This window comes from Klebsiella sp. Ech2A (assembly GCF_030078455.1).
Taxonomy (GTDB): Bacteria; Pseudomonadota; Gammaproteobacteria; order Enterobacterales; family Enterobacteriaceae; genus Klebsiella; species Klebsiella terrigena.
In genome coordinates this window covers 1-20804 of record NZ_JAQGFU010000080.1, presented here as the reverse complement: position 1 = coordinate 20804, position 20804 = coordinate 1, and the positions used below count along the sequence as shown (strand labels likewise).

At 57.8% G+C, this 20804-nt stretch carries 21 protein-coding genes and 1 pseudogene; 17 read left to right on the top strand and 5 right to left on the bottom strand.

All coding sequences use genetic code 11. The features are described from left to right. A partial coding sequence (locus tag PFH44_RS15385) for an acyl-CoA dehydrogenase (RefSeq protein WP_283825427.1) occupies window positions 1-1671 on the bottom strand: 1671 nt, incomplete at its 3' end. 238 nt (window positions 1672-1909) lie between these two features. On the opposite strand from PFH44_RS15385, the gene lpcA reads away from it, so the two are divergent. After that, complete coding sequence (lpcA, locus tag PFH44_RS15380) at window positions 1910-2491, top strand: D-sedoheptulose 7-phosphate isomerase (protein WP_004133848.1); 582 nt, start codon at window positions 1910-1912, stop codon at window positions 2489-2491. Between the two features lie 151 nt (window positions 2492-2642). Then, entirely contained in the window at window positions 2643-3410 is a 768-nt protein-coding gene (locus PFH44_RS15375) for a class II glutamine amidotransferase (protein WP_045854097.1), read from the top strand. On the opposite strand, the gene dpaA is transcribed toward PFH44_RS15375, so the two are convergent. After that, the gene (dpaA, locus tag PFH44_RS15370; RefSeq protein WP_283825425.1) at window positions 3381-4121 is read right to left on the bottom strand and encodes a peptidoglycan meso-diaminopimelic acid protein amidase; all 741 of its coding nucleotides are present in this window, start codon (window positions 4119-4121) and stop codon (window positions 3381-3383) included. The two genes, PFH44_RS15375 and dpaA, sit on opposite strands and share 30 nt — an antisense overlap. A gap of 412 nt (window positions 4122-4533) precedes the next feature. On the opposite strand from dpaA, the gene PFH44_RS15365 reads away from it, so the two are divergent. The 9 genes from PFH44_RS15365 (at window position 4534) to PFH44_RS15325 (ending at window position 12234) form a co-directional block, all read left to right on the top strand. Beyond that, window positions 4534-5877, top strand: a complete 1344-nt coding sequence (locus PFH44_RS15365; RefSeq protein WP_283825424.1) for a Na(+)-translocating NADH-quinone reductase subunit A — start codon at window positions 4534-4536, stop codon at window positions 5875-5877. Window positions 5878-5880: 3 nt separating this feature from the next. Next, entirely contained in the window at window positions 5881-7119 is a 1239-nt protein-coding gene (locus tag PFH44_RS15360; RefSeq protein ID WP_283825423.1) for an NADH:ubiquinone reductase (Na(+)-transporting) subunit B, read from the top strand. After that, the gene (locus PFH44_RS15355) at window positions 7112-7906 is read left to right on the top strand and encodes a Na(+)-translocating NADH-quinone reductase subunit C (protein WP_045854101.1); all 795 of its coding nucleotides are present in this window, start codon (window positions 7112-7114) and stop codon (window positions 7904-7906) included. Before PFH44_RS15360 ends, PFH44_RS15355 begins: the two co-directional genes overlap by 8 nt. Further along, entirely contained in the window at window positions 7899-8537 is a 639-nt protein-coding gene (locus tag PFH44_RS15350) for an NADH:ubiquinone reductase (Na(+)-transporting) subunit D (protein WP_041144175.1), read from the top strand. Before PFH44_RS15355 ends, PFH44_RS15350 begins: the two co-directional genes overlap by 8 nt. Before the next feature lie 3 nt (window positions 8538-8540). Next, window positions 8541-9140, top strand: a complete 600-nt coding sequence (gene nqrE, locus PFH44_RS15345; protein WP_045854102.1) for an NADH:ubiquinone reductase (Na(+)-transporting) subunit E — start codon at window positions 8541-8543, stop codon at window positions 9138-9140. An 11-nt stretch (window positions 9141-9151) separates the two neighbouring features. Further along, window positions 9152-10375: an NADH:ubiquinone reductase (Na(+)-transporting) subunit F gene (gene nqrF, locus PFH44_RS15340; RefSeq protein WP_045854103.1), complete on the top strand. Its 1224-nt coding sequence runs from the start codon at window positions 9152-9154 to the stop codon at window positions 10373-10375. Window positions 10376-10377: 2 nt separating this feature from the next. Then, a complete protein-coding gene (gene nqrM / locus PFH44_RS15335) occupies window positions 10378-10593 on the top strand; it encodes a (Na+)-NQR maturation NqrM (protein ID WP_041147525.1) in 216 nt (71 codons plus the stop codon). Window positions 10594-10729: 136 nt separating this feature from the next. Further along, complete coding sequence (gene dinB / locus PFH44_RS15330) at window positions 10730-11785, top strand: DNA polymerase IV (protein WP_045854104.1); 1056 nt, start codon at window positions 10730-10732, stop codon at window positions 11783-11785. A 5-nt stretch (window positions 11786-11790) separates the two neighbouring features. Beyond that, on the top strand, window positions 11791-12234 hold the full coding sequence (locus PFH44_RS15325) for a GNAT family N-acetyltransferase (RefSeq protein ID WP_045855399.1): 444 nt from the start codon (window positions 11791-11793) through the stop codon (window positions 12232-12234). A 92-nt stretch (window positions 12235-12326) separates the two neighbouring features. Here PFH44_RS15325 and pepD read toward each other — a convergent pair whose 3' ends face one another. Continuing rightward, complete coding sequence (gene pepD, locus PFH44_RS15320; protein WP_283825422.1) at window positions 12327-13784, bottom strand: cytosol nonspecific dipeptidase; 1458 nt, start codon at window positions 13782-13784, stop codon at window positions 12327-12329. A 257-nt stretch (window positions 13785-14041) separates the two neighbouring features. Between pepD and gpt the strand changes: the two genes are divergently transcribed. From gpt to PFH44_RS15290, 6 genes and pseudogenes are all read left to right on the top strand, one after another. Next, window positions 14042-14500, top strand: a complete 459-nt coding sequence (gene gpt / locus PFH44_RS15315) for a xanthine phosphoribosyltransferase (RefSeq protein WP_041144180.1) — start codon at window positions 14042-14044, stop codon at window positions 14498-14500. A gap of 106 nt (window positions 14501-14606) precedes the next feature. Then, window positions 14607-15851, top strand: coding sequence for an esterase FrsA (gene frsA, locus PFH44_RS15310; protein ID WP_283825421.1), 1245 nt, complete (start codon window positions 14607-14609; stop codon window positions 15849-15851). Between the two features lie 57 nt (window positions 15852-15908). Then, a complete protein-coding gene (gene crl / locus PFH44_RS15305; protein ID WP_041144182.1) occupies window positions 15909-16307 on the top strand; it encodes a sigma factor-binding protein Crl in 399 nt (132 codons plus the stop codon). 288 nt (window positions 16308-16595) lie between these two features. Then, window positions 16596-17501: pseudogene (locus PFH44_RS15300) on the top strand (molybdopterin dinucleotide binding domain-containing protein); the annotation flags it as partial. Window positions 17502-18060: 559 nt separating this feature from the next. Then, window positions 18061-18615, top strand: coding sequence for a type I-F CRISPR-associated endoribonuclease Cas6/Csy4 (cas6f, locus tag PFH44_RS15295; protein WP_045854107.1), 555 nt, complete (start codon window positions 18061-18063; stop codon window positions 18613-18615). 255 nt (window positions 18616-18870) lie between these two features. Further along, on the top strand, window positions 18871-19173 hold the full coding sequence (locus PFH44_RS15290; protein WP_227503007.1) for a hypothetical protein: 303 nt from the start codon (window positions 18871-18873) through the stop codon (window positions 19171-19173). 19 nt (window positions 19174-19192) lie between these two features. Here the strand turns inward: PFH44_RS15290 and csiR are convergent, their stop codons facing one another. Beyond that, a complete protein-coding gene (gene csiR, locus PFH44_RS15285; protein WP_283825420.1) occupies window positions 19193-19885 on the bottom strand; it encodes a DNA-binding transcriptional regulator CsiR in 693 nt (230 codons plus the stop codon). An 89-nt stretch (window positions 19886-19974) separates the two neighbouring features. Next, window positions 19975-20804 (bottom strand): aldehyde dehydrogenase family protein (locus tag PFH44_RS15280; protein WP_283825419.1); only part of this gene is annotated, 830 nt, incomplete at its 5' end.

Genomic DNA, 20804 nt, shown 5'->3' with positions numbered 1-20804 from the left:
GCCCAGCCCGAAGCTGCGGACCTTATTGCTGCCGACGTGACCGATGTGTTTGAACAGCAGCTTGTCGAAAGCGTCAACGTCGTTGTTCTGCGCGGCGGCCATTTCGTCCAGCACGTACGGATGGCAGCGGATTGCGCCCTGACCGAAGATCATCATGCTGCGGGTCAGAATGTTGGCGCCTTCGACGGTGATGGCGATCGGCGCCCCTTGATAGGCGCGGGCGAGGAAGTTGCCTTCACCCAGCATGATGCCTTTCCCGCCGGTGATATCCATTGCGTCGATGATTGAACGCTGGCCGCGGTGGGTGCAGTGGTACTTCACGATAGCTGACAGAACCGCCGGCTTCTCGCCCAGCATGATGCCGTAGGTAATCAGCGACGCGGCGGCGTCCATCACGTAGGCGTTACCCGCAATACGCGCCAGCGGCTCTTCGATGCCTTCCATTTTACCGATGGAGATCTTGAACTGGCGGCGAATATGGGCGTAGGCGCCGGTGGCCATCGCCACAGACTTCAGGCCGCCGGTCGCGTTTGACGGCAGGGTGATCCCGCGACCTACGGACAGGCACTCCACCAGCATCCGCCAGCCCTGGCCGGCCATCGTTGGGCCACCGATGATGTAGTCGATTGGGACAAAGATATCTTTACCCTGGGTCGGACCGTTCTGGAACGGTACGTTAAGCGGGAAGTGGCGGCGGCCAATTTCAACCCCTGGCGTCGAGGTTGGGATCAGCGCGCAGGTGATGCCCAGCTCCTCTTCTCCCCCCAGCAGGCGATCGGGGTCGGAGAGTTTAAACGCCAGCCCCAGGACGGTGGCGATTGGCGCCAGGGTAATGTAGCGCTTGTTCCAGGTCAGGCGCATGCCCAGAACCTGTTCGCCCTGCCATTCGCCCATGCACACCACGCCGGTATCCGGAATGGCGCCGGCGTCGGAGCCCGCTTCCGGGCTGGTCAGCGCAAAGCAGGGGATCTCCTGACCACGCGCGAGGCGCGGCAGATAGTGATTCTTCTGTTCATCGGTGCCGTAATGCTGCAGCAGCTCGCCCGGGCCTAAAGAGTTAGGCACGCCGACGGTAATCGCCAGAATACCGGAAACGCCGGACATTTTTTGCAGCACGCGGGACTGAGCGTAGGCGGAGAACTCCAGACCGCCGTACTCTTTCTTAATGATCATCGCAAAGAAGCGATGCTCTTTCAGATAGGCCCACAGCTGCGGAGGCAGGTCGGCCATTTCGTGGGTAATTTCAAAATCGTTCGCCATGCGGCAGGCTTCTTCCACCGGGCCGTCGATAAACGCCTGCTCTTCGGCAGTCAGGCGCGGCTGCGGATAGTTATGCAGCTTCTGCCAGTCCGGGTTACCGCGAAACAGATCGCCTTCCCACCAGGTGGTACCCGCATCGATAGCTTCTTTTTCCGTCCGCGACATCGGCGGCATCACCTTGCGGAATGCGCGGAACGCGGGCGCTGAAAAAATAGATTTACGCATCGGCGCAAAGTTAAACGGCAGCAGGACGATCGCTAACGGCAGCAGCAGCCAGATATTCCACAGCCCGGCCACGCTAAGCGCGGCGGTCCAGGCGAGCAAAATCGCGCTGCTGAGCAGGAGATTGATTCGGTGATAGAAGAGCGCACCGAGTAGAACAACGGTTGCAACAATACTCAAAATCATCATAACGAAATGCTCCCTGTCTTGTAGGAGGTCTGACCACTTGTGATGATATGGTTGTAGTGGATGTAATTTGTTTTAGCAATGTGTTTACAAAATAATTACAACCTTGCTCACATTGTTGTACGTAAATGCGGCACGTAAAAGCAAAACCTCAGGGGATAACCGCGCCTGCTGCTTCTCGCTTTAGCGGCTATCCGGTACACTGCCAGGGTTATTCCACCAATACTGAAGGATTATCCTCATGTACCAGGATCTTATTCGTAACGAACTGAACGAAGCAGCGGAAACGCTGGCTAACTTTCTGCAGGACGAAGCCAATATTCACGCTATCCAGCGGGCCGCGGTGCTGCTGGCAGATAGCTTTAAGGCGGGCGGTAAAGTCCTTTCCTGCGGTAACGGCGGTTCCCACTGCGATGCGATGCATTTCGCCGAAGAACTGACCGGGCGCTATCGTGAAAACCGTCCGGGCTACCCGGCCATTGCGATTTCAGACGTCAGCCACCTTTCCTGCGTCAGCAATGATTTTGGCTATGAGTACGTTTTCTCCCGCTACGTTGAGTCGGTTGGCCGCACCGGTGACGTGCTGCTGGGGATTTCTACCTCCGGTAACTCAGGTAACGTTATCAAAGCGATCGAGGCCGCCCGCGCGCAGGGGATGAAGGTGATCACCCTGACCGGTAAAGACGGCGGTAAAATGGCCGGCTCCGCCGATGTTGAAATTCGCGTGCCGCATTTTGGCTATGCCGACCGTATTCAGGAAATTCACATTAAAGTGATTCATATTCTGATTATGCTGATCGAAAAAGAGATGGTTAAAGCTTAACAGGCCGTATTGCCGGCGGTGTTGAACCCCGGGCAGCGCTCAATCTCCTTGCGTACCTCAGGTACGATCCGGTTTTTGCGCGCTGGCCGCGTTCAGGCTGGCTGCCGCAGTGACGCCTTTGGTATTTAAGCCGCGTGGTATGAGGTGAGATATGTGCGAACTGCTCGGGATGAGCGCGAATGTGCCAACAGATATTTGCTTTAGCTTTACCGGGCTGGTTCAGCGCGGTGGCGGCACCGGGCCGCATAAAGACGGCTGGGGCATTACCTTCTATGAAGGCAAAGGCTGTCGCACCTTCAAAGATCCGCAGCCCAGCTTTCAGTCGCCCATCGCTAAGCTGGTGCAGGACTATCCCATTAAATCCTGCTCGGTCATCGCCCATATTCGCCAGGCTAATCGCGGCATCGTGGCGCTGGAAAACACGCATCCCTTTACCCGTGAGCTGTGGGGACGCAACTGGACCTACGCGCACAACGGCCAGCTGGAAGGATATGAGTCTCTCGATACGGGAAATCTTCATCCGATCGGCGAAACCGACAGCGAAAAGGCCTTCTGCTGGCTGCTGCACCGTCTGACCGAGCGCTATCCCGGCACCCCTGACTCGATGCCTGAAGTCTTCAGCTATGTCGCTGAGCTGGCGGGCGAGCTGCGGGAGAAGGGGGTCTTTAACATGCTGCTCTCCGACGGGCGTTACGTGATGGCGTACTGCTCGACGAACCTGTACTGGATTACGCGGCGGGCGCCGTTTGGCGTAGCGACGCTGCTGGATCAGGATGTGGAAATCGACTTTCAACGCGAGACCACACCGAACGATGTGGTCTCCGTTATCGCCACTCAGCCGCTAACCGGCAATGAGACCTGGAATAAGATCATGCCGGGCGAGTGGGCGCTATTTTGCCTGGGGGACCGTGTAGTTTGACGCCAGCTGCGGCTGAATAACCTCATGGCTAAGCGGCTTGCTGACCACGTAGCGGCCGTCCGTTACCGAGATAACCGGTGGCTTGTGGGTTTGCTGGAAATAGTCGTAGCCTGGCTTCAGCTGTTTCCAGAAGTCCGCGTAGTAGGAGTACTTGTGGCGCTCCATGTTGGCGTTGGTCATACGGAAAGGATAGATGCTGATCTGCACGTTTGACTGGCCAAACACCAGCGCGCCGGTCACGAACTGGAAAATCTCATCAATGCCGGTATCGGTCATGGCATAGCAGCCGACAGAGACGCAGGCACCGTGGATCATCAGGTATTTACCTTCATAGCCATGCGCGCGATCGTAGGCGTTCGGGAAGCCGATATTAATGGCTTTATAGAAGCGGCTGTCCGGTTTTAGCTGGCTACGCGCAACGTTGTAAAATCCTTCCGGGCTCTTGAAGTCGCCCTGACGCTGCTTCGGCCCCAGCCCGCCGGAGTAGTTACAGATCCGGTAGCTGTCGAGGAGCTGATATTTTTCGCCCATTTTGACGTAAAGATCGAGCGTGCGCTCTTCTTTAAAGATCTCAATGTAGACCGGGGAACCCATTAATTGCTGTTTGTATTCTTTGCTAACCGGCGTCGTCGAGCTGTTATTGCTGAGAAGCCCAGCAAATGAAACGCACGGCAACAGAAGCATCGCAATAAATAATGCGATTTTGCGCATACTGCTTGTTCCTTGATAAAACAAAAACCACATTGCCAGGACGGCAAGAGAGACCCAAAATCAGAGTTTTCTGGATTTAGAGCGCTCACATTAGCATCACGGCAATTTTTCGCAAGCGCGGCGTATCGCGTTTACAATTTAGTTGTCCTTTATAACGAATCTGACGGCAAAGCGCAGTGAGAACTTTGCGCAATAGCTCGCATTTTAGAGCCGCGTAACGGGGTTTACCTACAGCAACTGCTCACAAAATGTTACACTTATGGAGCTTAGTCACCAGGGTAAGAAAGGATGCTTCTCCCCCGTCTTGCGAATGAGCAGGACCTTCGCTTTTCCTTTCTTTCTCTGACTTTCCATCCATGTTGCTGGCCGCGGTCTTAAGCCGGGGTTTAGATTACGGACACCTGCTAACGATATGATTAAAATAAAAAAAGGGCTGGATTTGCCCATAGCTGGCATGCCAATACAGCAGACGACTTCTCAGATTGCAGTCAAACGCGTTGCGCTGTTGGGCGAGGAGTACGTCGGTATGCGCCCCTCAATGGCGGTTCAGGAAGGCGACCGGGTGCAGAAAGGCCAGCCGCTGTTCGAAGATAAAAAGAACCCTGGCGTCCATTTTACCGCGCCCGCGAGCGGGGTTATCACTGCGATTCACCGCGGCGAACGCCGGGTACTGCAGTCGGTGGTGATTGACGTCGAGGGCAGCGACGCGGTTCAGTTTTCCCGCTATGCGCCGGACGAGCTTGCCGGACTGTCGCGTGAGGACGTACAGCGTCAGCTGCTGGCCTCCGGCCAGTGGACGGCGCTGCGCACCCGGCCTTTCAGCAAAACGCCGGCGCCGGGCAGCGTGCCGGCGGCGATTTTCGTCACCGCCATCGATACCAACCCGCTGGCCGCCGATCCTCAGCCCATTATCTTCGCCCAGCGCGAGGCCTTTGACGCTGGCCTTACGCTGCTGACCCGCCTTACCGACGGCAAAATCCACGTCTGCCAGGCCAGCGGCGGTAAGCTGGGCGGCCATCGTTCAGGGCAGATAACCTTTAACCAGTTCGCAGGCCCGCACCCGGCGGGGCTGGCGGGAACCCACATCCACTTCCTCGAACCGGTGAGCCTGACAAAACAGGTCTGGCACCTGAACTATCAGGAGGTTATCGCCATCGGGCGGCTGTTCCTTGACGGGGAGCTCTACAGCGAGCGCGTTATTGCGCTTGGCGGCCCGCAGGTCAAGGCGCCGCGGCTGGTGCAAACCTGCTGCGGCGCCAGCCTTGATGAGCTGCTGGCGGACGGGCTCGCGGACGGCGAAAACCGGGGGATTTCCGGCTCGGTGCTGAGCGGCACCCACGCCTTTGGCCCGCGTGCTTTTCTCGGTCGTTTCCACCTGCAGGTGAGCGTGGTTAAAGAGGGGCGCGACAAAGAGCTGTTTGGCTGGGTGATGCCGGGGAAAGATAAGTTCTCCATCACCCGGACCACCGTGGGGCACTTCCTGAAGCATAAGCTATTCAACTTTTCGACCGATACCCACGGCGGCGAGCGGGCGATGGTGCCGATTGGCAACTACGAAAGAGTGATGCCGCTGGACATTCTCCCCACCGTACTGCTGCGCGATCTGCTGGCGGGCGATAGCGAAAGCGCGCAGGCGCTGGGCTGTCTGGAGCTGGACGAAGAAGATCTCGCGCTGTGCACCTACGTGTGCCCCGGCAAGTATGAATATGGGCCGGCGCTGCGCAGCGTCTTAACCCAGATTGAGCAGGAAGGATAGGTCATGGGCTTAAAGCAGCTGTTTGACAAAATTGAGCCGCACTTCACGCACGGCGGCAGGCTGGAAAAGTACTACCCGCTGTTCGAAGCGACGGCGACGCTATTCTACACTCCCGGTCAGGTGACGCGGGGTGCCGCTCACGTTCGTGATGCCATCGATCTGAAGCGAATGATGATCCTGGTGTGGCTCGCCGCGTTCCCGGCGATGTTCTGGGGCATGTATAACGTTGGCCTGCAAACGCTCCCGGCGCTGCACAAGCTGTATGGCGCAGAGCAGCTGCAGCAGATTATTGCCAGCGACTGGCACTACGGCCTTGCGCAGTGGCTGGGGGTAAGCTTCGCCGCGGATGCGGGCTGGATAAGCATGATGACCCTCGGCGCGGTGTACTTCCTGCCAATCTATATCACCGTATTTATCGTCGGGGGGTTCTGGGAGGTACTCTTTGCCATCGTGCGCAAGCATGAAATCAACGAGGGCTTTTTCGTCACCTCGATTCTTTTCGCGCTGATTGTCCCGCCCACGCTGCCGCTGTGGCAGGCCGCGCTGGGCATCTCCTTCGGCGTGGTTATCGCCAAAGAGATTTTTGGCGGCACCGGGCGTAACTTCCTTAACCCGGCGCTGGCGGGGCGCGCGTTCCTGTTCTTTGCTTACCCGGCGCAGATTTCTGGCGACCTGGTATGGACCGCCGCCGACGGCTTTTCCGGCGCGACGCCGCTAACCCAGTGGGCGAGCGGCGGCGGTGAAGCGCTGGTAAACGTGGCCAGCGGCCAGCCGGTGAGCTGGCTGGACGCCTTCCTCGGCAACATCCCCGGCTCGATTGGCGAAGTCTCAACGCTGATGATCCTGATCGGCGGGGCGATTCTTATCTTCAGCCGCGTAGCCTCCTGGCGCATCGTTGCCGGGGTGGCGATCGGCATGGTGGCGACCGCGACGCTGTTTAATTTTATCGGCTCGGATACCAACCCGCTGTTCGCCATGCCGTGGTACTGGCATCTGGTGCTCGGCGGCTTTGCCTTCGGCATGATGTTTATGGCGACGGACCCGGTATCCGCCTCGTTTACCGATAAGGGCAAATGGAGCTATGGCCTGCTTATCGGCGTGATGTGCGTGCTGATCCGCGTGGTCAACCCGGCCTATCCGGAAGGGATGATGCTGGCCATTCTCTTTGCCAACCTTTTTGCGCCGCTGTTCGATTACCTGGTGGTGCAGGCCAATATTAAGCGGAGGAAGTCGCGTGGCTGAGAATAAAGGTAACGATAGCATTGGCAAAACGCTGCTGGTGGTGCTGGTGCTGTGTCTGGTCTGTTCTATCGTGGTTGCCGGCTCCGCCGTGGGCCTGAAGTCACGGCAGCAGGAGCAGCGTGAGCTGGATAAGCAGCGCAATATCCTCGCCGTATCCGGGCTGATGACGCCGAGGATGAGCGCCGATGAGGTGGAGAGCCTTTTTGCCGCCCGTATCTCCCCGCGGCTGGTGGATTTAGCCAGCGGCGAGCTGCTGGATAAGGACCCGGCTAAATTTAACCTGGCGCAGGCGCTGAAAGATCCTGAGCAAAGCCTCTCGCTGGAGGTCAGCCAGGACCCGGCGGGCATCAAGCATCGGAGCAATATTGCCGAAATTTACCTGGTGCGCGATGAGCAGCAGCAGATTCAGGAAGTGATCCTGCCGATTTACGGCAACGGTCTGTGGTCGATGATGTACGCCTTCGTGGCGCTGGGTACCGATGGCCGTACCATTAAGGGCCTGACGTATTACGATCACGGCGAAACGCCGGGGCTGGGCGGTGAGGTGGAGAACCCTAACTGGCGGCAGCAGTTTATCGGCAAGCAGGTGCTTGATGATAGCGGCCATCCGGCGCTGAAGGTGGTGAAGGGCGGGGCGCACCCGGGAGATATCCACGCCGTCGACGGCCTGTCCGGGGCGACGCTGACCTCCAACGGCGTGCAGCATAGCTTTGATTTTTGGATGGGCGAGCTGGGCTTCGGCCCGTTTCTGAAAAGAGTGCGTGATGGAGAGCTGAATAATGGCTGAAGCAGGCGATACGAAAGAGATGAAGCGCGTGCTGGTGGGGCCGCTGCTGGCCAATAACCCCATTACGCTGCAGGTGCTGGGAGTCTGCTCGGCGCTGGCGGTGACCACCAAGCTGGAAACCGCGCTGGTGATGACCGTCGCGGTCACGCTGGTGACGGCCTTCTCCAGCATGTTTATCTCGATGATCCGCCACCATATTCCTAACAGCGTGCGCATAATCGTGCAGATGACGATCGTCGCCTCGCTGGTGATCGTGGTGGACCAGCTGCTGCGCGCCTTTGCCTATGAGACCTCCAGGCAATTGTCGGTATTCGTCGGGCTTATTATAACCAACTGCATCGTGATGGGGCGGGCGGAAGGGTTTGCCATGAAGTCGCCGCCGCTGGCCAGCTTTATTGACGGCATTGGCAACGGTCTGGGCTATGGCGCCATTCTGATTATCGTCGGCTTTCTGCGCGAGCTTATCGGCAGCGGCAAGCTGTTTGGGATGACCGTCCTTGAGACCGTGCAAAACGGCGGCTGGTATCAGCCAAACGGCCTGTTCCTGCTGGCGCCGAGCGCGTTCTTCATTATCGGTTTGCTGATTTGGGCGCTGCGCAGCTGGAAGCCGGAACAGCAGGAAAAGGAGTAAACGATGACGGCTCACTATATCAGTCTGTTTGTCCGCGCCGTATTCGTAGAAAACATGGCGCTGGCCTTCTTCCTCGGGATGTGTACCTTCCTTGCGGTGTCGAAAAAGGTCTCTACCGCCTTTGGTCTTGGTCTGACGGTCACCATCGTGCTTGGTCTGGCGGTACCGATCAATAACCTGATCTATAACCTGGTGCTGCGCGACGGGGCGCTGACGGAGGGCGTTGATTTAAGCTTCCTCAACTTCATTACCTTCATTGGGGTTATCGCCGCGCTGGTGCAGATCCTCGAGATGATCCTCGATAAGTATTTCCCGGCGCTGCATCACGCGCTGGGGATCTTCCTGCCGCTGATTGCCGTGCACTGCGCGATTTTTGGCGGCGTCTCCTTCATGGTGCAGCGTGACTACAACTTCACGGAGTCCATTGTCTACGGCTTCGGTTCCGGCATCGGCTGGACGCTGGCGATTGTCGCCCTGGCGGGCATCCGGGAAAGAATGAAATATGCCAACGTGCCCGCGGGTCTGCGCGGGTTAGGGATCACCTTTATTACCACGGGACTGATGGCGCTGGGCTTTATGTCATTCTCCGGTGTGCAGCTATAAGGGCGGAAAGTATGGAAATTATTCTTGGCGTCGTGATGTTCACCCTGATCGTGCTGGTGCTCTCGGGGCTGATCCTCGCCGCGCGTTCAAAGCTGGTTAACGCCGGTGACGTGGTCATTGAAATTAACAACGAGGCGGACAGGCAAATCCGCACTCCTGCCGGCGATAAGCTGCTTAACACCCTCTCCAGCAACGGCATTTTCGTCTCTTCCGCCTGCGGCGGCGGCGGCTCATGCGGCCAGTGTCGGGTGACGATAAAAGAGGGCGGCGGCGATATCCTGCCGACCGAGCTTTCCCATATCTCCCGGCGCGAGGCGAAAGAGGGCTGCCGTCTGGCCTGCCAGGTGGCGGTAAAGCAGGACATGAAGATCGAGCTGCCGGAAGAGATCTTCGGCGTGAAGAAATGGGAGTGCGAGGTCATCTCCAATGATAACAAAGCGACGTTTATCAAAGAGCTGAAGCTGCGCGTGCCGGAGGGCGAAGTCGTGCCGTTCCGCGCCGGCGGGTATATCCAGATCGAGTGCCCGTCGCATAAGGTCGCCTACGCTGATTTTGACGTGCCGGACGAGTACCGCGCCGACTGGGATAAGTTTAACCTGTTCCGCTACGTCTCCGAGGTAAAAGAGCCGACCCTGCGCGCCTACTCGATGGCTAACTACCCGGACGAGAAGGGCATCATCATGCTCAACGTGCGTATTGCCACGCCGCCGCCGACGGTACCGGACGCGCCGCCTGGCATAATGTCGTCCTATATCTGGTCGCTGAAGGCCGGCGACAGGGTGACCATCTCCGGGCCGTTTGGCGAATTCTTTGCTAAAGATACCGACGCTGAAATGGTCTTTATCGGCGGCGGGGCCGGCATGGCGCCGATGCGTTCGCATATTTTCGATCAGCTCAAGCGGCTGCACAGCGGGCGTAAAATCAGCTTCTGGTACGGCGCGCGCTCGCTGCGCGAAATGTTCTACGACGATGAATTCGAACAGCTGGCGCGGGAAAATCCTAACTTTACCTTCCACGTGGCGCTGTCCGATCCGCAGCCGGAAGATAGCTGGGATGGTCACACCGGCTTCATCCACAATGTGCTATATGAGAACTATCTGCGCGATCACCCGGCGCCGGAGGACTGCGAGTTTTACATGTGCGGGCCGCCGGTGATGAACGCCGCGGTGATTAAAATGCTCAAGGATCTCGGCGTCGAGGATGACAATATCATGCTGGATGATTTTGGAGGCTGATGATGTGGACTCTGTTTTTCGCCACCTTTGTGATTTTCGCCCTGGTGATTCTGGGGATGTCGCTGGGGTATCTGGTGAAGCGCAAAAGCCTGCAGGGAAGCTGCGGCGGGATCGCCTCGCTGGGTCTGGAAAAGGTCTGCGACTGCCCGGAGCCGTGCGATGCGCGCAAAAAACGCCTGGCGCGCGAAGCGCAGCGTAAGCAGGAGCGCATCCTCTAACCTCTCCCTGCCGGCCTCATCGCCCTCGGCCGCGCTCAGCGACGCCGGGGTTTGGCCTCAGCGCATTTTGCTTCCCTCTCTTCTCATTGCGCAGAATTATGCTGTATACTTGTCCAGTGGTCAGTGAGGGCTAGCTATGCGCAAAATCATCCATGTTGATATGGACTGCTTCTTTGCCGCGGTTGAAATGCGGGATAACCCGGCGTTGCGGGATATTCCCATCGCCATCGGCGGCAGCCGGGTCCAGCGGGGCGTCATCAGTACCGCCAACTATCCGGCGCGCAAGTTTGGCGTGCGCAGCGCCATGCCAACGGCGATGGCGCTTAAGCTTTGCCCGCACCTGACGCTGCTGCCGGGGCGCTTTGACGCCTACAAAGAGGCATCGGCCCATATCCGGGAAATCTTTTCGCGCTACACCTCGCTGATTGAACCCCTCTCGCTCGATGAGGCGTTTCTTGACGTCACCGACAGCGTCCACTGCCAGGGCTCGGCGACGCTGATGGCCGAAGAGATCCGCCAGACCATTCACCATGAGCTGCAGCTGACCGCTTCCGCCGGTATCGCCCCGGTGAAGTTTCTCGCCAAAATCGCCTCCGATCTCAATAAGCCCAACGGCCAGTTTGTGATTGCGCCGCACCAGGTCGCCGGGTTCGTCAGAACCCTGCCGCTGGCGAAAATACCCGGCGTGGGGAAAGTCTCCGCGGCAAAGCTGGAAAATATGGGGCTGCGTACCTGTGAAGACGTGCAGAAAAGCGATCTGGCGATGCTGCTCAAGCGCTTCGGCAAATTTGGGCGGATCCTGTGGGAGAGAAGCCAGGGCATCGACGAGCGGGAAATCAACAGCACGCGACAGCGTAAATCGGTGGGCGTCGAGCGTACGCTGGTGGAGGATATTCACCGCTGGGGCGACTGCGAGGCGATTATCGAGAGCCTCTACCAGGAGCTGGAGCGGCGGCTGCTCAAGGTTAAACCGGATCTGCTGATTGCCCGCCAGGGGGTAAAGCTCAAGTTTAATGATTTTCAGCTCACCACCCAGGAGCACGTCTGGCCGCGCCTGAGTAAAGATGATTTGCTCGCCACGGCCTACAAAGCCTGGCATGAACGGCGTGGTGGCCGCGGGGTGCGGCTGGTGGGGCTGCACGTTACGTTACTCGATCCCCAGTTGGAGCGGCAGCTGGTTCTGGGACTATAGCTATGCTGCAGATAAGAGATTACCGGGATGACGATTTTTCCGCGCTGGGCGACATTTTCCTGCGCGCGATTCGGCAGACCGCCAGCCGCGACTATTCGCCACGGCAAATTGCCGCCTGGGCGCAGGTTGATGAGGCGCGCTGGCGGCAAAAAATGCGCGACTCGCGGGTGCTGGTGGCGGTGATTGACCGGCAGCCGGTCGGCTTTATTAGCGCCATCGGCAGCGATATCGATCTCCTGTTTGTCGCTCCCGAGCGCGCCCGTCAGGGAATTGCCGGGGCGTTGCTCGCGGAGCTGTTCAGGCAAATACCGCAGGGGACGCTGAGGGTTGCGGCCAGCATCACCGCCAGGGCCTGCTTTGCGCGTCATGGCTTCACGGTCGTTGAAGAGCAGCGGGTGGCCGCGCGGGGAGAGACGTTTATTAACTATCGCATGGAGAAGGTGAGGTAGGGAGCGGCTTGTGGCCGATGTGGATTCGCGGGCGACGAGGCCGCCGCCCGCATCCGGGAGAACCCGGAGAGATCAAACCTGCGGCTGGCCGCTTATTTTGCCGGAATGGCTTTCAGCAGTTCAGTCAGCAGGGTCCAGTACTGGCCAACGCTCTCGATATGAACCTGTTCGTCAGGAGAGTGAGGTCCGGTAATGGTCGGCCCAATGGAAACCATATCCATATCCGGGTACGGCTTCTTGAACAGACCGCACTCCAGACCGGCGTGAATAATCTGGATATTCGGCGTTTTGTTAAACAGACGCTGGTAGGTTTCGCGGACCAGATGCATAACCGGTGAGTTTGCATCCGGCTGCCAGCCTGGGTAAGCGCCTTTGGCTTCGGTTTTAGCGCCCGCCAGTTTGCCTAACGAATCCAGCATGCTGACGACGTAGTCTTTGCCGCTGTCGATCAGGGAACGGATCAGGCAGTGAATTTCGACGTTATCATCGGTCATGGTGACCACGCCGACGTTGAGGGAGGTCTCTACCACGCCCTTCGCCACGTCGGAGTTACGGATCACGCCGTTCGGCGTGGCGTTCAGCAGGCGAACGAAGCCGTCGCGAGACTGCGCCGTCAGCGCGGCTTTATCCGTCGTAACGGCATCCAGCAGCAGGACCAGATTCTTCTCTTTGGCCGCCAGCTCGTTTTTAAGGATCTCCTGGTAGGTATTGACCAGGGTCGCCAGGGCGTCCGTCTTGTCAGCGGCTACCGCAACGGTGGCGAAGGCTTCACGCGGAATGGCGTTACGCAGGGTGCCGCCGTTGAAATCAACCAGGCGCAGGTCCAGCTCGGCGGCGTGACCGGCGAGGAAGCGGGCCAGCAGCTTGTTGGCATTCCCCAGACCGACGTGGATTTCACCGCCGGAGTGGCCGCCTTTCAGCCCTTTTAAGGTCAGCTTAAAGCTCTGGAAACCGGCCGGAATCGCTTCGCGCGCCAGCGGCAGGTTGGAGGTGAAGTCGATACCACCGGCGCAACCCATGTAGATTTCGCCTTCTTCTTCCGAGTCGGTATTAATCAGGATATCGGCCTGCAGCCAGTTTGCCTGCAGGCCAAACGCGCCGTCCATCCCGGCTTCTTCGGTCATGGTCAGCAGCACTTCCAGCGGGCCGTGTTCAACGGCGTCGTCAGCCAGCACCGCCAGAGCGGAAGCCATGCCGATGCCGTTATCGGCGCCCAGGGTTGTGCCGCGGGCCTTGATCCACTCGCCGTCGATGTACGGCTGAATCGGATCTTTAGTAAAGTCGTGAACGGTGTCGTTGTTTTTCTGCGGCACCATATCGAGGTGCGCCTGCAGCACGACCGGTTTACGGTTTTCCATCCCGGCGGTAGCGGCTTTACGAATCAGAATGTTGCCAACCTGGTCGCGTTCTGCGTGTAAGCCTTTTTCTTTTGCCCAGCCCATGATGTGTTCAGCGAGTTGTTCTTCGTGATAGGACGGGTGGGGAATGGAGCAGATTTTGGCAAAAATATCCCACAGCGGCTGCGGGGATAATTGAGACAGTTCAGACACGATGAGTCTCCTTACGATCGCCTGCAAAATTCTTTTGCAGGTCGAGGGTTAGCAATAGAATACACGTCAAGCGAGGGCTTGCGCGGTGGGGTTGAGAATACCACTTTCCACGCGCACGGGTAGTGGAAACAACGCAAAAAGCGTCGCCAGGGCCGCTTAATACTGGTTTTTAGCGCTTCAGATCTCTATAATCTCGCGCAACCATTTTCCCCCTCGAACATCATTTAAGCCGTATAACACAGGCTGGGACACTTCACATGAGCGAAAAATACGTCGTCACCTGGGACATGTTGCAGATTCACGCCCGCAAACTGGCAAGTCGCCTGATGCCTTCTGAACAATGGAAAGGCATTATTGCCGTTAGCCGCGGTGGTCTGGTACCGGGCGCACTGCTGGCGCGTGAGCTGGGTATTCGTCATGTTGATACCGTTTGCATTTCTAGCTATGACCACGATAACCAGCGTGAGCTGACCGTCCTTAAGCGTGCTGAAGGTGATGGTGAAGGGTTCATCGTTATTGATGACCTGGTCGATACCGGCGGCACCGCGGTAGCCATTCGCGAAATGTATCCAAAAGCACACTTCGTCACTATTTTCGCTAAGCCGGCCGGTCGTCCGCTGGTTGACGATTATGTTGTTGATATTCCGCAGGAAACCTGGATTGAACAGCCGTGGGATATGGGCGTGGTCTTCGTACCGCCTATCTCAGGCCGTTAATTTTCAAGGCAAGTGCTATTTACCACGCCCGGTTTTGCCGGGCGTGGTTTTTTTTGCCTGTTAGCAGGTTACAATAGCAGGAGTGGCAACACGATGGAGACTGCACATGTCACAGGCTAACCTTAGCGAAACGCTGTTTAAACCTCGATTCAAACACCCAGAAACGTCTACGCTGGTGCGCAGGTTTGCGTCCGGTTCGCAGCAGCCGATCCACTCCGCGCTTGATGGCAGCAACGTCGATCGTTGGTATCGTCTGATCAATCGCCTGATGTGGATCCGCCGGGGCGTGACGCCGCAGGAGATCCTCGACGTGCAGGCGCGCATCGTCATGAGCGATGCGGAGCGCACCAACCCGGAGCTGTACGACACCGTCGTGGGGTATCGCGGCGGCAACTGGATTTTCGAATGGTCTAAACAGGCCATGATTTGGCAGCAAATGGCGGGTCAGGAAGCGGACCTTGAGCTCAGCGGCCGTCGCTGGCTGCATGCCTCCAACCTCTACAGTATTGCCGCCTACCCGCATATTAAAGGCGACGAGCTTGCCGATCAGGCGCAGGCGCTGGCCAACCGGGCCTATGAAGAGGCCGCCCAGCGGCTGCCGGGCGAGCTACGCGAGATCGAATTCCCGGTACCCGGCGGCGCGCCGGTCAGCGGCTTTTTACACCTGCCAAAAGGTGAAGGCCCGTTCCCGGTGATCATGATGTGCGGCGGCCTGGACGCGCTGCAGACCGATTACTACAGCCTGTATGAGGACTATTTTGCCCCGCTGGGGATAGCGATGCTGACCCTCGATCTGCCTTCCATCGGCTTTTCATCGAAATGGAAGCTGACCCAGGACACCAGCCTGCTGCACCAGCACGCGCTGCGGCATCTGCAGAACGTTCCGTGGGTCGACCATACCCGGGTCGCGGCGTTCGGCTTCCGCTTTGGCGCCAATATTGCCGTCCGGCTCGGCTATCTTGAGTCACAGCGCCTGAAGGCCGTTGCCTGTCTCGGGCCGGTGGTGCACAGCCTGCTGGTCGATCCTCTGCACCAGGGGCGAGCCCCTGAAATGTATCTTGACGTGCTGGCGTCGCGTCTGGGAATGCACGACGCTTCTGACGAAGCGCTGCGCATTGAGCTGAACCGCTACTCGTTAAAAACCCAGGGGCTTCTGGGACGCCGCTGCCCGACGCCGATGTTCTCCGGCTACTGGAAAAACGATCCTTTCAGCCCGGAAGAAGAGTCGCGTTTAATTACCTCGTCATCTGCCGATGGCAAGCTGCTCGAGATCCCATCGAAGCCGATTTATCGCAGTTTTGATCACGCATTGCGGCAGATTAGCCGGTGGATCAATCATAGATTTAGTTAATTTATTGCTAAATTTTATTGATTTGGTAAAACAGTTGCATCACTAAAGGAGATCGCAATGACGTTACCGAGTGGACACCTGAAGAGTAAGCTGATTAAGAAATTCACGGCTCTTGGCCCCTATATCCGCGAAGAGCAGTGTGAAGACAACCGCTTCTTTTTCGATTGCCTGGCAGTTTGCGTCAACGTTAAACCGGCGCCGGAAAAACGAGAGTTTTGGGGTTGGTGGATGGAGATGGAAGCACAGGCATCGCGCTTCACGTACAGCTATCAGTTTGGTTTGTTCGATAAAGAAGGGGTATGGCAGTCGGTGGATATCGACGATCCTGAAGTTAGCGAACGGCTTGAAAAAACGCTCCGTGATTTCCACACCAGAGCCAACGCGCTGCTGGCAACGTTCAGCCTCAAGCTTGAACCGGCTGATGACTTTAGCGAGCCGGTCAGGCTGAGAGCCTGATGCCCCGTCCGTAGACCCAATTGAGCGAAAATGTCCATGCCCCACGGCGTGGACTTTTTTTTACGTAGAAATTTTTTACTAATTGTAAATCCCGCCGGCCTGCTTGCTCACCCTGTTTTAATAACCCGGATTAAAGGGGGTAGAAATTTATTGTGCCTGGAAAATAACCGTCCGCGAATCAGTTTATTCAACCTCAGAGAATATTCTGCTCTTTCTGCGGGTTTGTTTTTTGGATGCATATCGGATGTTGCTTTTTAACCTGTCGCGACATCATGGGCGGGCAACAAGGTCATCTGCATGGGCGGCAACCTCGCCGTGGCGATGCCCGACCCGCTGCGAACCTTCCCGGCGATGCGCCGCCTGGATCTGCAGGTCCATGTTGCGACCAGGCTCAACCGCTCCCACCTGCTGGCGAGCAAAAACACCTATCTGTTCCCGACCTTAGGACGCACCGAGCGCGATATGCAACGCGCGGGCGTGCAGTCCGTCACCGTTGAGGACTCGATGAGCATGGTGCATGCCTCAACCGGCTCGCTGAAGCCGGCCTCGCCCTGGCTGCTGTCTGAGCCCGCCATTGTGGCGGGCCTGGCGCGCGCCACGCTACCGCGCAGCCCGGTCGCCTGGGAGAAGCTGGTGGCGGACTATCGACTGATTCGCGAGGCGATTGAAGCCGTCATTCCCGAGTTCCATCAGTTCAACGAGCGCATCGCTGCCCCCGGCGGGTTCCGCCTGGATAACCCGGCCTCGCGCGGCGAATACCGCACGGCTTCGGGCAAGGCGACCTTCCACGTTTGCGATGCCGAGGCGCTGGATAGCGCGACTATGCCGTCAGACTGCCTGGTGCTGGCAACTATTCGCAGCCACGACCAGTACAATACGACGATTTACGGGATGGACGACCGCTACCGCGGCGTTACCGGACGCCGTGACGTCATTTTCCTGAGCCGTCAGGAAGCGCAAAAGCGCCAACTGGCGCAGGGAGATGTGGTCAATATTGTGGCCCTGGATGATAAGGGCAATGCTTGTGAAGAGAGGGTGATGCGCCGCCAGACGGTTTATATTGTCCCGATGGCCGCGTCGTCCGTCGCCGCCTATCTGCCGGAGGCCAACATTTTACTGTCGCTGGACGCGGTTGATAAACAGAGCCTGACGCCGGCCTATAAGAGCGCCCCGGTGCGTATCTATAAGTCCTGAGGCGCCGGAACGCGGGGATAGCGCGATGCTATCCCCGTCACGTCAGTCCGGTCGGTCACTTTGCGCGCGGCGGCCCATCATAATCAGCGCTCCCCTCCAGGCCAGCGGAAAAATAGTGCGCCACACACAGAATAGAAACTAACGTTCCCCGTAGATGTTTTCGATTTTAATCTCTGCGTCATCGACAGTTGTTTTACTCTTTTCTTCCGCGCCAGGCTGGGCTTTATCTTGCCGCCCTCAAAAGGTAAGGGCCTACAGGGCAATGTCCAGTCCATCGAGGGAAATATAAAGCGCGGGATGTCGCACAATAAATAACCCCGTCACCCACCAGCCTGTTATGCACATTATGTCATAGTCACCTCAGAGAAATGATAACGCTGACGTAATTATTATTTCGCTGCGCCATTTTAGTGACTCTACGCGATGAAGTTATCCCGGTTAAACCCCACTTCAACCGCCACGCTGTTATTTCCTTACCTTTTGCTCATTTGATTTGTGTCAATGGGCTTGTATTTTGTATGGGTAAGGATGGCGGCAATGTATTAAGGAGAAATAGCCGATGGATTATTATATTGAAATTAAACTTATTCCACGTCAATCACGCTCTCTGCCGTCCCTCCTTTCCGCGCTGTTTGAAAAACTATTTGTTGCGCTAAGCGCCCACAGGCATGGGGATATTGGCTTAAGCCTGCCGGCATTTAAGCAAACGCCGGGGAATGTGATTAGGCTACATGGGCAGCGGTACGGGCTGGAAAATCTCAGGCTTCGGGTATTACTTAATGATTTATCACATTATATCTGGATTGGTCCGGCGACGCCGGTACCCGATAACGTCCAGTATCGTCATTACCGGCGCGTGCAGCTTAAAACGCCGCGCCAGCGCATGAAGCGCCATATGAAGCGCCGCGGCGCTATCTCAGCCGACGCGCCGACCGGAAACAGGCGTCAGGTCGCGACGCCGACTTCCGATTTACCCTATATCTGGATAAAGAATCAGGCCCTGGGTCGAAGCTTCCGCATGTTTATTGCCGCAGGCGACTTAAGCGATACGCCAACGGAGGGCACGTTTAACCATTACGGGCTGAGCTCCACCGCGACGGTCCCCTTCTTTTGAAGAGTCCGGCGGTGGTGGGCCATCGCCGAAATTTTCCGCTCCGCTTATCGCCTTTCGGGTATTCGGGCGATTAAGACCAGGATAATTCCTGGAATCCAGGTCCGCCTGGCGAATGTGGCCTCCGGGAATGCCTGATGGAGCGATACGTGATACCGTGAGAAAAATAGCCCCTTAAATTATAAGATCTTCATGAAATTCATATTGCTAACAAGCCTGATAGGCTTATTTCTCTCACCAGTATGGGCCGGCACCGCAGTGAAACTATCCTGCTCGCTGCGGCAAAGCGTGACGATCTCCCGCTTCCACTACAAGCTCTCCACCATGAAGTGGGGGGAGCATTTCCAGGTCGCCTCGGGCATGAAGCAGGCGCAGACGAAAAGCCACGTGCCTTTTCGCATCACCCGCTTTCAAAACGGCGACGATCTGCTCTTTTTCCCCGATAGTAACGAGTACTTTTTCTTCTACTCCGGCATGGCGACCCCCGATCGATGCGTCGTTCAGGAAACCTACACCTACCCGATTACGCAGCTGCCTTTCTATAAGAAGCCGGCCAAATAAGCCCTCCGGCAGCGCCTCGTCAGGAGGCTTTGTGCTGAAGTTTTCCCGCCATCGCCCGTTGAATGACCGGAACAGGCGACAGCAGATGCTGGCGCATCAGCTCACCGGAAAGCGGGGCGTCGCGCGCCAGAATCGCCTCGGTTAGCCTTCGATGCTGGCGCTGCTTATCTTCCAGCATGGCAGCCGACAGCACGGTCGTGCGCAGCCAGATAAAACGGTAGCGCGCGGCGAGGTCGAAAAGGCGTTCGCGCATTTGCAGCAGATACGGTGAACCGCAGCCGGCAACGATGGCGGAATGGAACGCCTGATGACGCCTGTCCCACTCCTCCAGCAGCTGCTCGCTGGCGTCGCTGGACTCCAGCTTATTGAGCAGATGCGCCCTCGCGAGCAGCTCGGCCTCCCACTCGTCGTCGCCGCGCTCGATGGCGAGACGCACCAGCATCGCCTCCATATTGGCCCTGGCGTCGAAGATATCGAGCAGCTCCTGCTGCGACATCGATGCAACCCGATAGCCTTTTTGATTAACCACGGTGACCAGGCGCTCGGCAACCAGCCGGGAGAGCGCTTCGCGCAGCGGCCCGACGCCAAGCGCATAGCGCGCGGTTAACAGGCTCATACGCAGCTTCTCATCGGGCTGAAACAGGCCGCGAATGATGTCGCTTTTGAGCCAGCGGTATCCGTCGATGGCCGTCGGCTGGGAGGTGGCGGTCATGGGCTTACTCCTGAACGGCTATCCCGGCCTTTCCGCGCCGGGACGGGCGTATTAGGGTTGTATTGACGGCATCAACGTCGGGCGTAACCCTACAGACCAATGCACATATATTTGATCTCCAGGTAATCATCGATTCCATACTTCGAGCCCTCGCGGCCGAGCCCCGAGGCTTTGACGCCGCCAAAAGGCGCGACCTCATTGGAGATGAGGCCGGTGTTGATCCCGACAATCCCGTACTCCAGCGCCTCGCCAACGCGGAAGACGCGGCTCAGATCGCGGGCATAGAAATAGGCCGCCAGGCCGAATTCGGTATCGTTAGCTTGACGGATAACGTCCGCCTCATCTTTAAAGCGGAACAGCGGGGCCAGCGGGCCAAAGGTCTCCTCTTTGGCAACCTTAGCGCTATCGGGAACGTCCAGCAGGATCGTCGGCTGGAAGAAGTTACCGCCCAGCTCGTGCACCTTGCCGCCGGTCATGATGCGCGCGCCTTTGGCGAGGGCATCGGCAATATGTTCCTGCACCTTGGCGACCGCTTTGTCATCAATCAGCGGCCCGGTGGTGACGCCGCTTTGCAGGCCATCGCCGAGCCGCAGCTTTTCCACCGCCTGCTGCAGCTTTTCGGCAAAGCGGTCGTAAACGCCCTCCTGCACGTACAGGCGATTGGCGCAAACGCAGGTCTGCCCGGCGTTGCGGAACTTGGAGGCCAGCGCGCCTTCAACCGCTTTATCGAGATCGGCATCGTCGAACACGATAAACGGCGCGTTGCCGCCGAGCTCGAGGGAGACTTTCTTAATATCCTGTGCGCACTGCGCCATCAGCTGACGGCCAATCTTCGTCGATCCGGTAAATGACAGCTTGCGCACCAGCGGGTTGCTGGTCAGCGCGTTGCCGACCGCGCCGGCGGAGCCTGTCACCCCGC

What these genes read in the sequence shown, in the direction of transcription:
- PFH44_RS15360 (WP_283825423.1), top strand. Translation starts at nt 5,881, where the DNA reads ATGGGCTTAAAGCAGCTGTTTGACAAAATTGAGCCGCACTTCACGCAC.
- nqrF (WP_045854103.1), top strand. Translation starts at nt 9,152, where the DNA reads ATGGAAATTATTCTTGGCGTCGTGATGTTCACCCTGATCGTGCTGGTG.
- nqrE (WP_045854102.1), top strand. Translation starts at nt 8,541, where the DNA reads ATGACGGCTCACTATATCAGTCTGTTTGTCCGCGCCGTATTCGTAGAA.
- PFH44_RS15375 (WP_045854097.1), top strand. Translation starts at nt 2,643, where the DNA reads ATGTGCGAACTGCTCGGGATGAGCGCGAATGTGCCAACAGATATTTGC.
- gpt (WP_041144180.1), top strand. Translation starts at nt 14,042, where the DNA reads ATGAGCGAAAAATACGTCGTCACCTGGGACATGTTGCAGATTCACGCC.
- nqrM (WP_041147525.1), top strand. Translation starts at nt 10,378, where the DNA reads ATGTGGACTCTGTTTTTCGCCACCTTTGTGATTTTCGCCCTGGTGATT.
- PFH44_RS15365 (WP_283825424.1), top strand. Translation starts at nt 4,534, where the DNA reads ATGATTAAAATAAAAAAAGGGCTGGATTTGCCCATAGCTGGCATGCCA.
- cas6f (WP_045854107.1), top strand. Translation starts at nt 18,061, where the DNA reads ATGGATTATTATATTGAAATTAAACTTATTCCACGTCAATCACGCTCT.
- frsA (WP_283825421.1), top strand. Translation starts at nt 14,607, where the DNA reads ATGTCACAGGCTAACCTTAGCGAAACGCTGTTTAAACCTCGATTCAAA.
- lpcA (WP_004133848.1), top strand. Translation starts at nt 1,910, where the DNA reads ATGTACCAGGATCTTATTCGTAACGAACTGAACGAAGCAGCGGAAACG.
- dinB (WP_045854104.1), top strand. Translation starts at nt 10,730, where the DNA reads ATGCGCAAAATCATCCATGTTGATATGGACTGCTTCTTTGCCGCGGTT.
- dpaA (WP_283825425.1), bottom strand. Translation starts at nt 4,121, where the DNA reads ATGCGCAAAATCGCATTATTTATTGCGATGCTTCTGTTGCCGTGCGTT.
- csiR (WP_283825420.1), bottom strand. Translation starts at nt 19,885, where the DNA reads ATGACCGCCACCTCCCAGCCGACGGCCATCGACGGATACCGCTGGCTC.
- PFH44_RS15350 (WP_041144175.1), top strand. Translation starts at nt 7,899, where the DNA reads ATGGCTGAAGCAGGCGATACGAAAGAGATGAAGCGCGTGCTGGTGGGG.
- crl (WP_041144182.1), top strand. Translation starts at nt 15,909, where the DNA reads ATGACGTTACCGAGTGGACACCTGAAGAGTAAGCTGATTAAGAAATTC.